This window comes from Rhodococcoides sp. S146-33, from assembly GCF_059489205.1.
In genome coordinates, this window is record NZ_JCAJWY010000002.1 from 933408 (window position 1) to 947170 (window position 13763).

Sequence of the window (13763 nt, forward strand, 5' to 3'; positions counted from 1 at the left end):
CGTGCGTCTCGACGTCGTCACCATTTTTCCCGAGTATCTGACGCCGCTGCGAACGGCTTTGTTGGGCAAGGCAATCGACCGCGGTCTTGTCTCGGTGGAGGTCCACGATCTGCGATCGTGGACCCATGACGTGCACAAGGCCGTCGACGATTCACCCTACGGCGGCGGACCTGGCATGGTCATGAAGCCAACTGTCTGGGGCGACGCCCTCGACCACGTTCTGACCGAGGATTCACTCCTCGTCGTTCCCACTCCTGCCGGTGTTCCGTTCACCCAACGCACAGCCGAACGGTGGTCCACCGAGCAGCATCTGGTGTTCGCCTGCGGGAGGTACGAGGGTATCGATCAGCGGGTCTTCGACGATGCGTCGCGCCGCGTCCGCGTCGAAGAAGTCAGTATCGGCGACTACGTGCTCATCGGCGGTGAGGCGGCCGTCCTGGTGATGGCCGAGGCGGTAGTTCGACTCATGCCCGGAGTGCTCGGCAATCAACAGTCGCACCAAGAGGATTCGTTCTCCGACGGTCTGCTCGAAGGGCCGAGCTACACGCGTCCGGCCCGGTGGCGTGAACTCGACGTTCCCGACGTCCTTCTCTCCGGCGATCACGCGAAGATAGCGGCGTGGCGTCGTGCCCAGTCGTTGACACGCACCGCCGAGCGTCGCCCGGATCTGCTCGGCGACTGAGCAATTCAGCTGACAGTGCCGCCAGGGAAGAGCATCGAGACGAATCCGGTGAGAGTGTCCCTGGCATGCAGAGCACTGGCATCATCGCTCACATCGACCACTGCGGTGTCCGGATAGCTCTCCATGTCGTCGGCGTAGAAGATGTCCTCTCGTGACGAGAGAGCCAGCAGATAGCGATTGTCGACGCCTATCGTCCCGGTGGACAGGTGCACCCAGCGATCGGCGACACAGCACATCCAGCCCTGTTTGACTGCGTGCACGCTCTCGCCCGGTAGACCGTCGACGATTCCGAAATGCTGCTTGTAGCCGTCCGCGGCAATCGGCGCCGAACGCCGCAGCATGCCGATGATCACGTCCGTCGACGCAGTCGTCAGTCCACCGCTGCCGTTGAGCAAGCCCGCGTAGTACCCGACCAGGTCGCTCGGCGTGGTTTCGGTGTTGTACCACTGATCGTCGCCCGGTGCGGTGGTGCGTTGCAAACCGTATCGGGCCGCGACTGCGCGCACTATGTCCGACGTGCCGTAGCGGTACCAGAGGGTGTACGCAGCGTTGTCGTCGGAGAATTCCAACATGTCGGTTATGGTACTCAGTTCGTCGACCGAGACAGGGCGGTTCTCGGTTTGCGCCCGGAACATCACTTCGTCGGCGATGAAGAGCTTGGACACCGATGCAGTTTCGACCTGTACGTCGGCGTTGCTGCTGTAGAAGGAACCGGTCTGGCGGTCCAGTAATGCGAAGTCGACGTCGGCACCGCGAGCCTGCGCCGACGCGATCGCCATGGGGATTCGGGCTTCGAGAGCGACGCCGTCGACCTTCTGCATGTCGGGAAAGGGTGACGCTGAGGGCTCGGCGGTTGCTTTCGCGGCGGGATCGCCGGGTCGATCGTCCGGTGGAACCGAGCACCCTGCGGTGAACAGCAGTGCGGTGCAGACGACAGTCAGGAAGCGAGACACCCTGACCATGCGTGCATCTCTCCCAGACGTTGAACCGCTGACCGACCTGTCCCACATTAGCGGTAGGGTCCATCGCCGTGACCACTGCTCTGAAATCTGTGAACAAGCGCATAGCCGAAGAACTCGATGTTCGTGAAGAACAGGTTCGGGCCGCCGTGGAACTGCTCGACGGCGGCTCGACGGTCCCGTTCATCGCGCGGTACCGCAAGGAGGTCACCGGCACCCTCGACGATGCGCAGCTGCGGCAGCTCGACGAGCGGCTGCGGTACCTGCGCGAGCTCGACGAGCGAAGAGATGCCGTCATCGAATCCATCCGCAGTCAGGGCAAGCTCGACGACGCCCTCGAACAATCATTGATGCTGGCCGATACCAAGGCTCGCGTCGAGGACATCTATCTGCCGTTCAAGCCGAAGCGTCGGACGAAAGCCCAGATCGCGCGTGAAGCGGGGCACGAGCCCGTGGCCGATGCGCTGTTCTCCGACCCCACCACCGATCCTGCGCAATTCGACCAGGAGCAGCTCGACGGCGCACGCGCAATTCTCGTCGAGCGTTTCGCCGAGGACGCCGACCTGGTGGGTGAACTGCGCGAACTCATGTGGACCTCCGGCAAACTCGTTGCCACCGTTCGCAAGGGCAAGGAGGAGGAGGGTGCCAAGTTCTCCGACTACTTCGAGTTCTCCGAACCTTTCACGAGCCTGCCCTCGCATCGCATTCTCGCCACCCTCCGAGGCGAAAAGGAAGAAATACTCTCACTCGGATTCGAGCCCGAGCGCGAAGAACCGACACCCGGGGTGCCCAGCGTCTACGAGGGTCGGATCGCCACCAAGTTCGGGATCGCGAATCGAGGACGGCCCGCCGACAAGTGGTTGCTCGATACCGTCCGTTGGGCGTGGCGCACCAAGATGCTGGTGACGGTTTCACTCGACACCCGGATGCGACTGCGTCAATCCGCCGAGAAGGACGCCGTCGACGTGTTCGCGAGCAACCTCAAGGATCTGCTGCTCGCCGCGCCTGCGGGCAACCGCACCACGATGGGCCTCGACCCGGGCTTCCGTACCGGCACCAAGGTCGCCATCGTCGACGCCACCGGAAAGGTCGTCGACTACGACACGATCTATCCCCACAAGCCGCAGGGTAAGTGGGATCAGGCACTGGCCACTCTCGCCGGGCTCGCGGCCAAGCACGAAGTGGAGCTCATCGCTATCGGAAACGGCACGGCTTCACGTGAAACCGACTCTCTGGCAGCCGAATTGATTACCAAGTTCCCGGCTGCGAAGCTGACCAAAGTGGTGGTCTCCGAGGCCGGTGCCTCGGTGTATTCGGCGTCGGCGTACGCCTCGAGCGAGCTGCCCGAACTCGACGTCTCGATCCGTGGAGCGGTCTCGATCGCTCGCAGGCTGCAGGATCCGTTGGCCGAGCTGGTCAAGATCGATCCCAAGTCCATCGGCGTCGGCCAGTACCAGCACGACATCTCCGAAACTCTGCTCGCTCGCTCACTCGGAGCCGTGGTCGAAGACGCCGTGAACGCGGTCGGCGTCGACGTCAATACAGCGTCGGTGCCCCTGCTGTCGCGGGTATCGGGAATTGCCGGCTCGCTCGCCGAGAGCATCGTGGCGCACCGCGACCAGAACGGACCGTTCGCCAGCCGCAGCACCCTCAAGGACGTACCGCGCCTGGGCCCCAAGGCTTTCGAGCAGTGCGCCGGATTCCTCCGCATCTCCGGGGGAGAGGACCCACTCGATCGGTCGAGTGTGCACCCGGAGGCGTACCCCGTAGTCCGCCGCATCGTCGGCAAGGCCGGCGTCGGAGTGCGTGAAGTGGTCGGCAACACGGCCCTCCTGCGCCGCCTCGATCCTGCGGAATTCGTCGACGAACGATTCGGGTTGCCCACTGTCACCGACATCATCTCCGAGTTGGAGAAGCCGGGACGCGACCCGCGTCCGGAGTTCAAGACCGCGACTTTCGCGGCCGGTATCGAGAAGGTGGCCGACCTGAAGCCGGGCATGACGCTCGAAGGCGTGGTGACGAACGTGGCGGCGTTCGGTGCTTTCGTCGACGTCGGTGTGCATCAGGACGGTCTCGTTCACGTCTCGGCGATGTCGCACAACTTCGTCAAGGATCCGCGTGAGGTCGTCAAGTCCGGTGACGTCGTACGCGTCAAGGTCATGGAGGTGGACCTCCCTCGTCAGCGCATCGGATTGAGCCTGCGACTGGACGACGAGCCTGGGGCCTCCACCGGAAAGGACGCCCCCCGCGGACAGCAGGGAGAACGACCGCGGGGCCAGGGGCGAGCCGGCGGTACCGACCAGGGCAATCGGGGACGAGACTCACGACCCCAGCGAGAACGTCGCGGTGGTGCTCAACAGGCCGCACCGGCGGCCGGTTCGATGGCGGACGCGCTCCGGAAGGCCGGATTCGGAAAATAGCGACTGCTCGATGGTCGATGCCGTCCTGGGCGGCCCGGATCACGAATAGTGTGAAGTCCGACTCGCCGGTCGTTCGGTAGGAAGGACGTGAGACGCACGTGAGGTGGTTGCAACACGGGGTCATCGATCACGGTCGTCTTCCGCTTTTCTGCTTCCTGTTGGGTCTGCTGGTCGGATTTCTGTTGATCCGCCTCAGCGTCAGGATGATTCGCGCGGACGTGAAGTGGTGGCCCGGCAACATCACGCCCGGTGGGCAGCACATACATCACGTCGTGTTCGGGATCGTGCTCATGTTGCTGGCAGGGATCGGTCTCATCGCGGTGTATGTGGACGGATCGCAGACGATCGGCGCGGTCCTGGCCGCCGTCTTCGGCATCGGGGCCGCGCTCGTTCTCGACGAGTTCGCATTGATCTTCTACCTCCGCGACGTCTATTGGTCCGAACAGGGTCGTACGTCGGTCGACGCAGTGTTCGCTGCGGTGGCGTTCACGGGACTGTTGCTCCTCGGGTTCCACCCCTTGGCGCTCCTGAGCCCGGCGAGCTTTCGAGCCGATCCGGATCCGTGGGTCCGCGGGACACTGGCGGTACTGGCATTGGCCAACTTGGCTCTCGGTGTCATCGTTCTGCTCAAGGGAAAGATCTGGACCGGGTTGGTAGGGCTGTTCGTCCTGCCGATCCTCGTTTTGGCGGCGATTCGACTGAGCAGACCGAGCGCGCCGTGGGCGAGGTGGCGCTACACCAGCAGGCCGAAAAAGATGGGAAGAGCTCTGCGACGTGAGAAGCGCTGGCGCAGACCGCTGATCAGAGCCAAGATCTATTTGCAGGACGCAATCGCGGGCAAGCCCAGCATCGTCCATGCACGCGAGGCCACCGAGGACGAGTTGGCGCGCGTCGTGGTGCCGGCACCGGTGTCGGGCGCTGCCGTCTCACCCCGCGCGGAGTCGATTTCTCCGTAGGCATGATGGTCTGGCACAATGGTCGGGTTGCCTCTAGCAGGCACGGACCTCACTCGGAGTACGAACCAGTCGAGCCGCGCAGTCTGCGAGCCGCTCGGTTCCTCTACTCAAGCGCAGAACGCAAGGATGGCACAACCGATGAACACTCTGGACTTTCTCGACAATCAGTCGCTGCGTGGCGACATCCCCGATTTCCGCCCCGGCGACACCCTGAACGTGCACGTCAAGGTCATCGAAGGCTCGAAGGAGCGTATTCAGATCTTCAAGGGCGTCGTCATCCGGCGTCAGGGCGGTGGCGTTCGCGAGACCTTCACGGTTCGTAAGGTCTCGTTCGGCGTCGGCGTCGAGCGCACCTTCCCGGTGCACAGCCCCAACATCGCGCAGTTCGAGGTCCTCACTCGCGGTGACGTCCGTCGCGCCAAGCTCTACTACCTCCGCGATCTGCGTGGCAAGGCCGCCAAGATCAAGGAAAAGCGCTGATTGGTTCCGCCCGGATCCATATAGCTCCCATCATGCCGCGTCGCCCTCTCGGGCGACGCGGCATGATGCGTCTCGGCCGGTCCGAAACGCCGGTGCACAGACCGTCCGGCCGCGCAGACCAGCGTTCCGGCTAACCTGTTGACGTGACGCAGTCCCCACAGGATCCGACCGACGAGCCCGACGACGAGTCTTCGCAGAACGAGCGTCGGGATCGCAAGCCCCGATCGTTCTGGCGAGAGCTTCCGATTCTCATTCTGGTAGCGCTGGTGTTGAGTTTTCTGCTCCAAACATTCGTCGCTCGGGTGTACCTGATCCCATCCGAGTCGATGGAGCCGACTCTGCACGGCTGCGCGGGCTGTACCGGCGACCGGATCGTGGTGGAAAAGATCGGGTACCGCTTCGGTGACCCGAAGCCCGGCGACATCGTCGTCTTTCGTGGTCCGGATTCGTGGAACGACGAATTCGTCTCGCAGCGCTCCGACAACTCGATCATCCGCGGGGCCCAGGAAGTGGGCTCCTTGATCGGAGTCGTCGCTCCGGACGAGAACGATCTGGTCAAACGCGTCATTGCCACCGGCGGTCAGACCGTCGAGTGCTGTGACGATCAGGGCCGAGTACTCGTCGATGGGAAGCCGTTGGACGAGCCGTACATTCAGATGGATTTCCCGTTCGCCCCGGGCACGATGACGTGTGACACCGAGCTGAAGTCGGGACGCTGCTTCGACCCCGTGACCGTCCCCGAGGGCAACATCTGGGTGATGGGAGACAACCGGAGCAACTCACGAGACTCCCGCTATCACATCACGGACGAATTCACCGGGACTGTGCCGCTCGACAACGTGATCGGCAAGGCTGTCTTCATCGCCCTGCCCCCGTCACGGACCGGACTCCTCGATTCTCCCGACATCCAAGGTCGATGACGACGGCCCCCCGCCGCGCGCCTCGTGTACGAGCGACTCTGACGCGGTCGTCGTGGCCGCCACGTCCGGTCATCCGGCGAGCCGCCGGGTTGCGGACGATGGAGTCGGCTTTGGAACGCGGCGGTCTCGGGCCGGTTGCGGGTGTCGACGAGGCAGGTAGGGGAGCGTGTGCCGGTCCGTTGACGGTCGCGGCATGTGTACTCGGCGCTCGCGCCCATGCCGCGCTGGCCGATCTGGACGACTCGAAGAAGTTGACCGAGCGTCGACGCGAGGAACTGTTCCCAAAGATTCAGAAGCTGGCGCTTGCATGGAGCGTGGTGTTCATAGACGCTGCCGAAGTCGATCGCATCGGGGTGCACGTGGCGAACATCGAGGGAATGCGTCGCGCAGTTGCCGGGCTCGGCGTGACTCCCGGGTACGTGCTCACCGACGGCTTCCGGGTGCCCGGCCTGCCAATTCCGTCGCTACCGGTGATCGGCGGCGACGCCACCGCCGCGTGCATCGCTGCCGCGAGCGTGTTGGCAAAGGTCTCGCGTGATCGGTTGATGGTGCAGATGGACGAGGAGATTCCGGGCTACGGATTCGCCGTTCACAAGGGCTACAGCACGCGGGCTCATTCGGCCGCCATGATTGCTCTCGGCCCCAGCAGAGAACATCGAATGTCGTATGCGAATGTCGCTGCGGCGGCCGCAGGCTCCCCGCGAGACGACGACGCCGTGGGGCGAATGGACTGCCGCGACGCAGGTGCGCGATGATTACTTCTCACGCCCGACTGGAGGATGAAAGAGACCGATGAGTGCCGAAGATCTCGAAAAGTACGAAACCGAGATGGAGCTCTCGCTGTATCGCGAGTATCGGGACATCGTAGGTCAGTTCAACTACGTGGTCGAAACCGAACGTCGGTTCTATCTGGCGAACTCCGTCGAACTCATTCCGCACAACGCCGACGGTGAAATCTACTTCGAATTGAGGATGTCGGATTCGTGGGTGTGGGACATGTACCGCCCCGCCCGTTTCGTCAAGCATGTCCGAGTGATCACGTTCAAAGACGTCAACATCGAAGAGCTGGACAAACCCGACCTACGCCTTCCGGAATAGCGTGTTGCGGCGAACGCCGTGGCACATCGGCAGTCGACGGCGGTTCGCGTACGGGTGAAAAACGCCCGGCCTCACGCCGACGAGTCGCCGCACCGATAGTCGACGGTGTCGGTCGTGATTGTCGAAAAAAAAATTGGACAGCCGACCAAATCGTTCCGTGTGTCCTGTTTCATCGTTGGTTTCGGCGGAGAGCCACCTCTGGCAGAGGGCGGCGCGGTAGATTCGAGCCGCGAAAGTAACTGTGTGACAGAAGTATTCGATTTCGAGGTCTATTCTCTCGAAATGTGAGGCCATATCTGGGGTGATATTCGTAAGTTCGACGCGTCGCGTAACACCTGCAACTTCTTTGCACACATACGAGAATGGGTGGTAGAACTTGAATATCACATCCCCCAGACGTGTAAGAGGTACGAGATGGCACGCAAGACGCTTGTTCAGATGATCGACGATGTCGATGGATCGGTAATCAAAGACGGTCAAGGTGAATCCATCGAATTCGGCATCGGTGGAAACCAGTACCGCATCGATTTGAACCTCAAGCATGCGAACGAATTGCACGAACAGTTGGCTTTCTGGATCGAGCACGCAGAGAAGGTCTCCGGACGCCGTACGCGCAAGGGCGGCGCTACTCCGGCACCGGTTCGCGGCAAAGTCGATCTTCAGGACATTCGGGCATGGGCACGCGAGAACGGCCACGAGGTCAGTGCTCGCGGCCGCATCAGTCAGGACGTGCAGGCAGCATACGAGGCTGCCCACTGACCATGTGGTAGCACCGTTTACCTCGGTGCCCGAAAACGCTCTACCGGCATTCGATTTCGTGTGTCGACGCTGAGCATCAGCTCCGTCCGAATTTTCGTTTCGGGCGGAGTTTTGTGCGTGTGGGGGTCCTTGGATTCATGCGTGTGATGACCGCTGCCACCCGGCCGGCGAGCTGGTCCAAGCCGTAGCATGACGGTCTGACAATTCCGGCAACAGGTCTCTCACATCTGCCCGTTCGTCCACAGGCGAGCAGTTGTCCACAGGGTGATCACCCACCTGCGCTTTCATTGTTTCTCCTCGATTCGGACGTGCCACCTTCGGTAGCACGAATCGGCCGCGAAGTACGGCCGCAGAGTGGAGGAATGCGGATATGGCGACCAATCAGGAACTCGGTGCGCGCGGTGAGGACCTCGCGGTGCGCCATCTCGAGGACATCGGACTCGAGGTGATCGAGCGGAACTGGCGGCATCGATCCGGTGAGCTCGACATCATTGCGCGCGACGGTGACACGATGGTGTTCGTCGAGGTGAAGACGCGCTCGGGAATTGGTTATGGAACCCCGGCCGAGGCTGTCACCTACACGAAACAGGTACGAATCAGAGGGCTCGCATTGTCGTGGCTTGCCCTGCAACAAGGTCCTTGGGTTCAGATCAGATTCGACGTGATCGCTATCGTGGTCGGGCGAGACGACAATCCGGTGATCACTCACATCCGGGCTGCGTTCTGATGCCGCTCGGACGCGCGCATTCGGTTGCGGTCAACGGTGTCGACGGTGTGCTGGTGGAAATCGAAGCCGATATCGGGCAAGGGCTTCCGGGCACACATCTGGTCGGCCTGCCCGATACTGCACTGAACGAATCACGAGATCGCGTGAAAGCAGCCGTGAAGAACTCGGGTGGCACGTGGCCGGACAGTCGGGTGATTCTCGCACTGTCACCCGCAACGCTGCCCAAAGGCGGATCGGTGTACGACCTCGCTCTCGCGTTGTCTGTTCTCGATGCGGCGAAGGCCATCCCGCGCGGGAGTCTCTCGGAGACAGTGTTTCTGGGCGAACTTGCTCTGGACGGCAGGCTGAGGCCAGTTCGCGGGGTCCTGCCCGGGGTGCTTGCGGTCAAGGGTGCGGGCTGGCGACGGGTGGTGGTCCCGATGCAGTGTCTACCCGAGGCGGGCCTGGTGGACGGTATCGACGTGCTGGGCGCAGGCTCGCTCGGGGATGTCGTGGCGTGGCTTCGCGGCGAGCAGGGCTTGGAATCGCCGGTGCCGACCGAGTGGCATCAGGAGACCTATCCCGATCTCAGCGATGTGGCCGGGCAGGCGGATGCGCGGTGGGCTCTGGAAGTAGCGGCCGCCGGAGCGCATCACATCATGCTGACCGGTCCGCCGGGTATCGGCAAAACGATGTTGGCGCAGCGTCTTCCGGGAATTCTGCCGCCGCTGACCGAGTCCGAGGCGCTCGAGGTGACGGCCATACATTCGGTGGCTGGTCTGTTGACCACCGCGCGCCCGCTCATCACCTCGCCGCCGTTCATCGCACCTCATCATTCGACGTCGGTGAGCGCCCTGGTGGGGGGTGGAACGGGAATGGCCAAACCGGGCGCGGTCAGTCGCGCGCATCGAGGAGTCCTATTTCTGGACGAGTGCGCCGAGATGAGCGTTCGCGTACTGGAGGCTCTGCGGACCCCTTTGGAGGACGGCGAGATTCGCATTGCACGTCGAGACGGTGTGGCCAGATATCCGGCTCGATTCCAGCTGGTCCTGGCGGCGAATCCGTGCCCGTGTGCACCTGCGCGACAGGTCGATTGCGTCTGTGCGCCCACTGTTCGGCGCAAATATCTAGGAAAGCTCTCGGGTCCGTTGCTGGACCGTGTCGATCTCCGCATACAGATGATGGGCGTGGCGACGGGAGCGCTGGTCGACGAGGTGGGGGAGGGAACGACCGAGATCCGTGCTCGCGTGACCGGAGCCAGGGACGCGGCCGCACAGCGGTGGCAGGACTTCGGCTGGAGAACGAATGCGGAAGTCCCAGGACCCGCTCTGCGGCAGAGGTTTCGGTTGGCACGCTCGACGCTTGCACCGGTGGAGCGGGCGTTGCGGAACGGATCGTTGACCGCGCGGGGAGCAGACAGAGCGATACGGGTGGCGTGGACGTTGAGCGATCTCGCAGGGGGCACGGTTCCCGGTGCCGACGAGGTCGGAGCAGCATTGGATTTCCGCGACAGGGGAGTGGCATGACGCACGACGCACGCCGACTCGCGTGGGCATATCTGTCTCGAGTGGCGCAAGGCCCGCATCGACTCGTGGTCGACCATGCCGCTGCACAAGGCCCGGAAGCGGCTGCCGCGGCGGTTCGGGCAGGCGGATTGGGTGAGAGGCTGGCGGCGCGTGCCCACATCGACACCGCTGCAGCGGATCTCGATCACATCGCGGCGCTGGGTGGCCGGCTGATCACTCCTGACGACGACGAGTGGCCGGCGTGGAGATTCCTCGGCTTCGACGGCTCGGGTCTCACCGCCGGAGTGGACACCTGCCCACCGATTGCGTTGTGGGCGCTTGGAAATCGACCCGTCGCAACTGCTACCGAACGATCCGTCTCCATCGTGGGGACCCGTGCCTCGAGCCCGTACGGGGACCACGTGACCGCAGAAATTTCGGCAGACCTCGCGCTCGACGGTTGGACCATCATTTCCGGCGCGGCCTTCGGGATCGACGCCGCGGCGCATCGGGCGGCTCTCGGAGTAGAGGGAACGACGATGGCGGTGCTCGCCTGTGGCGTCGACCGTGCGTATCCGGCGGGGCATTCCCGATTGCTGCGACAGATAGCCGATCACGGCCTGGTCCTGAGCGAATACGCACCGGGCACCACTCCTGCCAAGCATCGCTTCCTCGCTCGCAACAGACTCGTTGCGGCACTCGGATCGGCTGTGGTGGTGGTCGAGGCCGGGTGGCGCAGCGGGGCTCGCAATACTGCGGCATGGGCGACAAAACTGGGTCGTCCGGTACTCGCGGTTCCCGGTCCCGTCACATCGCCTACGTCCAAGGGGTGCCATCGCATGATCCGCGACGGGGAGGCAGTGCTGGTGTCGAGCTCGCACGATGTCGTTGCCGAGGCCGGTGCCCTGGGATCTCCGGAGGAGTGGCGGCCCGACCTCTTTCGCGAGACGGACGCGCTCTCGGAGACCGGATTGCTGATCTACGACGCGTTGCCGGCAACCGGGTCATTGTCGAGCAGCGAGTTGTCCGAACGGTCCGGTGTACCGATCGGCAAGGTGCGCGCAGCGCTTCCCGTGCTGGAAATGGACGGCTTCGTGGCCAGCGACGAGACCGGGTGGTTCCGCGTGGTTCGGGGCTGACCGCCACGTTTGCCGAGCCCCGAAGGTAGGGTGTTAGGTAATGCTTAGTCGGTGCAGCACGCACCGACGTGTTCGCTCGAAGAGGGGTCCGAAGTGCCACGCAAGAAAACCACGCTGTCCGTCCTGCGCACCGAGGCGCTCACCCCGCACATGTACCGGGTGTATCTCGGCGGAGACAATTTCGACGACTTCGACGCGATCGACGAGACCGACGCCTACGTCAAGCTGTTCTTCGGAACCGACGACGATCCGATCATGCGCACCTATACCGTTCGATCCGTCGACACGAGTGCGCGCGAGATCGCGATCGACTTCGTGGTGCACGGCGACGAAGGAGTTGCCGGGCCGTGGGCCACCCGGGCGAAGCCGGGGGAAGAGATGTCGTTCTTCGGCCCGTCCGGTGGGTACGCCCCTCGGCCCGACGCGGACTGGCATCTGTTCGCAGGTGACGAATCGGCGATTCCCGCGATCTCGGCTGCCGTAGAGGCACTGCCCGAAGACGCCATCGCCAAAGTGTTCATCGAAGTTGCCGACCGTCACGACGAGATCTACATGGAAACGCTCGCCGTCGTCGACGTCACGTGGGTTCACCGGGGTGCCTCCTCCAACGAGGTCGGCGACGACCGAGCCGGCGACAACGCTCCCTTGATCGCCGCGGTCAAGGACACGGAATGGCTACCCGGCCAGGCACAGGTCTTCGTGCACGGTGAGGCGCAGGCCGTGATGCACAACATCCGGCCCTACATTCGCAAGGAGCGTGGGATCTCTGCCGAATGGGCATCGATCTCGGGTTACTGGCGTCGCGGACGCACCGAGGAGACTTTCCGAGCCTGGAAGCGTGAGCTGGCACAGGCGGAAGCAGGCGTCGACGCCTGAGCTCGCACCGATGTCGTTCCGGCGGCGTGTCCGGTTGTCGTGCGAGTCGTCAGCACCCAAGCTGAGACTATGACCGATTCGCTGCCGCCTCACCTCGGCATCCACGTCGAAGAGTTCGCCGAACATCTTCGACTCGGTCGAGAGCGCTCCGAACACACCATTCGCGCCTATGTCGCGGATGCTCGATCGCTCCTCTCGCATCTCGCGGACTCCGACCCCGATGCGACCATCGCCGATCTCGACCTCCGGGCCGTGCGCTCCTGGCTGGCCAAGTATTCGGCGGCCGGCGCGGCCAGAACCTCGATGGCCAGGCGTACCTCGTCTGCGCGGACCTTCGGCAAATGGCTCGAGCGGGTGGGGGCGGTGCAGGTCGGGCCTGCCGAACGGCTGGCGGCACCGTCGAGTCACCGGACTCTGCCTGGTGTACTGCGGCACAATCAGGCCGCCCAGGCGCTGGCGGCTGCCGAATCGGGTGCTGCCGAGCTCGATCCGATCGCGTTGAGGGATCGGCTCATCGTCGAGCTCCTCTACGCAACCGGGGTCCGCGTCGGGGAGTTGTGCGGACTCGACCTCGACGATGTCGACACCGATCGCCGCGTTGTCCGCGTTCTGGGCAAAGGAAACAAGGAGCGTTCTGCGCCGTACGGAATGCCGGCGGCACACGCTCTCGAGAAGTGGCTCGTCAGTGGCAGGCCGGAGTTGGTCGACGATCGGTCCGGGGCGGCTCTGTTGCTGGGTAGGAGGGGAGGGCGTCTCGACCAACGGCAGGCCAGGACCGCGGTTCACGCGGTACTCGAGACCGTTCCCGGTGGCCCCAGCCTCGGTCCGCACGGTCTGCGTCACACAGCAGCGACCCATCTCCTCGAAGGCGGCGCCGATCTCAGGGTGGTGCAGGAGTTGCTCGGGCACGCGTCCCTCGCAACCACGCAGATCTACACACACGTCTCGGTCGAACGGTTGCGAGCCGTGCACGATCAGGCTCACCCCCGGGCGTGAGTCGAGCGTCGGCGACGCTACGTTTGGTAGCGTCATGACCGACCAACCAGACCGAGTACGGGGGACCGTGGACCGCGACCGACCGCAGGGTGCTTCGGAACCGTGGTCGATGCATGTCCGTGAGAACCTCGCGGCCGAGGGGCAGGAGCCCGGCAACCGAAGCGGTGAGGCACCGGAGAACAGTTCTCGGCCGGCATCATCGGAGCCGAATGTCCGATCGCGCTCGACGCCGCGGCAGCCGCCACCTTGGCAAACTCCCGATTCGAT

The 13763-nt window shown here is 63.7% G+C and carries 14 protein-coding genes; 13 read left to right on the forward strand and 1 reads right to left on the reverse strand.

Going from position 1 to position 13763, the window contains the following annotated elements:
* Position 1 precedes the first annotated feature (1 nt).
* Positions 2 to 682: a tRNA (guanosine(37)-N1)-methyltransferase TrmD gene (gene trmD, locus AC5WEY_RS12880; protein ID WP_032377039.1), complete on the forward strand. Its 681-nt coding sequence runs from the start codon at positions 2 to 4 to the stop codon at positions 680 to 682.
* A 5-nt stretch (positions 683 to 687) separates the two neighbouring features.
* On the opposite strand, the gene AC5WEY_RS12885 is transcribed toward trmD, so the two are convergent.
* Positions 688 to 1644, reverse strand: coding sequence for a hypothetical protein (locus AC5WEY_RS12885; protein ID WP_495646154.1), 957 nt, complete (start codon positions 1642 to 1644; stop codon positions 688 to 690).
* A 68-nt stretch (positions 1645 to 1712) separates the two neighbouring features.
* Here AC5WEY_RS12885 and AC5WEY_RS12890 point away from each other — a divergent pair, with 68 nt between their 5' ends.
* From AC5WEY_RS12890 to AC5WEY_RS12945, 12 genes are all read left to right on the forward strand, one after another.
* A complete protein-coding gene (locus tag AC5WEY_RS12890; RefSeq protein WP_495646155.1) occupies positions 1713 to 4061 on the forward strand; it encodes a Tex family protein in 2349 nt (782 codons plus the stop codon).
* Positions 4062 to 4168: 107 nt separating this feature from the next.
* Positions 4169 to 5017: a hypothetical protein gene (locus tag AC5WEY_RS12895; RefSeq protein WP_495646555.1), complete on the forward strand. Its 849-nt coding sequence runs from the start codon at positions 4169 to 4171 to the stop codon at positions 5015 to 5017.
* 138 nt (positions 5018 to 5155) lie between these two features.
* Complete coding sequence (gene rplS, locus AC5WEY_RS12900) at positions 5156 to 5497, forward strand: 50S ribosomal protein L19 (protein WP_032378188.1); 342 nt, start codon at positions 5156 to 5158, stop codon at positions 5495 to 5497.
* A gap of 143 nt (positions 5498 to 5640) precedes the next feature.
* Positions 5641 to 6417: a signal peptidase I gene (gene lepB, locus AC5WEY_RS12905; RefSeq protein WP_495646156.1), complete on the forward strand. Its 777-nt coding sequence runs from the start codon at positions 5641 to 5643 to the stop codon at positions 6415 to 6417.
* Positions 6414 to 7172 carry a ribonuclease HII gene (locus AC5WEY_RS12910; RefSeq protein WP_495646157.1) on the forward strand — a complete coding sequence of 253 codons (759 nt, stop codon included), beginning with the start codon at positions 6414 to 6416 and terminating at the stop codon, positions 7170 to 7172. Before lepB ends, AC5WEY_RS12910 begins: the two co-directional genes overlap by 4 nt.
* A gap of 37 nt (positions 7173 to 7209) precedes the next feature.
* Positions 7210 to 7515: a DUF2469 domain-containing protein gene (locus tag AC5WEY_RS12915; RefSeq protein ID WP_008717288.1), complete on the forward strand. Its 306-nt coding sequence runs from the start codon at positions 7210 to 7212 to the stop codon at positions 7513 to 7515.
* A 414-nt stretch (positions 7516 to 7929) separates the two neighbouring features.
* On the forward strand, positions 7930 to 8274 hold the full coding sequence (locus AC5WEY_RS12920) for a histone-like nucleoid-structuring protein Lsr2 (RefSeq protein ID WP_057477611.1): 345 nt from the start codon (positions 7930 to 7932) through the stop codon (positions 8272 to 8274).
* 370 nt (positions 8275 to 8644) lie between these two features.
* Complete coding sequence (locus AC5WEY_RS12925) at positions 8645 to 9001, forward strand: YraN family protein (protein WP_094618652.1); 357 nt, start codon at positions 8645 to 8647, stop codon at positions 8999 to 9001.
* Positions 9001 to 10506, forward strand: coding sequence for a YifB family Mg chelatase-like AAA ATPase (locus AC5WEY_RS12930; protein WP_495646158.1), 1506 nt, complete (start codon positions 9001 to 9003; stop codon positions 10504 to 10506). The genes AC5WEY_RS12925 and AC5WEY_RS12930 overlap by 1 nt, the downstream gene beginning before the upstream one ends.
* Entirely contained in the window at positions 10503 to 11624 is a 1122-nt protein-coding gene (gene dprA / locus AC5WEY_RS12935; RefSeq protein WP_495646159.1) for a DNA-processing protein DprA, read from the forward strand. The genes AC5WEY_RS12930 and dprA overlap by 4 nt, the downstream gene beginning before the upstream one ends.
* 93 nt (positions 11625 to 11717) lie before the next feature.
* Positions 11718 to 12500 (forward strand): siderophore-interacting protein, encoded by a 783-nt coding sequence (locus AC5WEY_RS12940; protein ID WP_082520981.1) that lies wholly within the window; start codon positions 11718 to 11720, stop codon positions 12498 to 12500.
* Between the two features lie 69 nt (positions 12501 to 12569).
* On the forward strand, positions 12570 to 13496 hold the full coding sequence (locus tag AC5WEY_RS12945) for a tyrosine recombinase XerC (RefSeq protein WP_495646160.1): 927 nt from the start codon (positions 12570 to 12572) through the stop codon (positions 13494 to 13496).
* The last annotated feature ends 267 nt before the right edge of the window (positions 13497 to 13763 follow it).

Bases quoted from the DNA above. Each gene is read 5' to 3' on its own strand.
- rplS (WP_032378188.1), top strand. From the start codon at position 5,156: ATGAACACTCTGGACTTTCTCGACAATCAGTCGCTGCGTGGCGACATC.
- AC5WEY_RS12920 (WP_057477611.1), top strand. From the start codon at position 7,930: ATGGCACGCAAGACGCTTGTTCAGATGATCGACGATGTCGATGGATCG.
- AC5WEY_RS12925 (WP_094618652.1), top strand. From the start codon at position 8,645: ATGGCGACCAATCAGGAACTCGGTGCGCGCGGTGAGGACCTCGCGGTG.
- AC5WEY_RS12910 (WP_495646157.1), top strand. From the start codon at position 6,414: ATGACGACGGCCCCCCGCCGCGCGCCTCGTGTACGAGCGACTCTGACG.
- AC5WEY_RS12915 (WP_008717288.1), top strand. From the start codon at position 7,210: ATGAGTGCCGAAGATCTCGAAAAGTACGAAACCGAGATGGAGCTCTCG.
- AC5WEY_RS12945 (WP_495646160.1), top strand. From the start codon at position 12,570: ATGACCGATTCGCTGCCGCCTCACCTCGGCATCCACGTCGAAGAGTTC.
- AC5WEY_RS12885 (WP_495646154.1), bottom strand. From the start codon at position 1,644: ATGGTCAGGGTGTCTCGCTTCCTGACTGTCGTCTGCACCGCACTGCTG.
- AC5WEY_RS12930 (WP_495646158.1), top strand. From the start codon at position 9,001: ATGCCGCTCGGACGCGCGCATTCGGTTGCGGTCAACGGTGTCGACGGT.
- dprA (WP_495646159.1), top strand. From the start codon at position 10,503: ATGACGCACGACGCACGCCGACTCGCGTGGGCATATCTGTCTCGAGTG.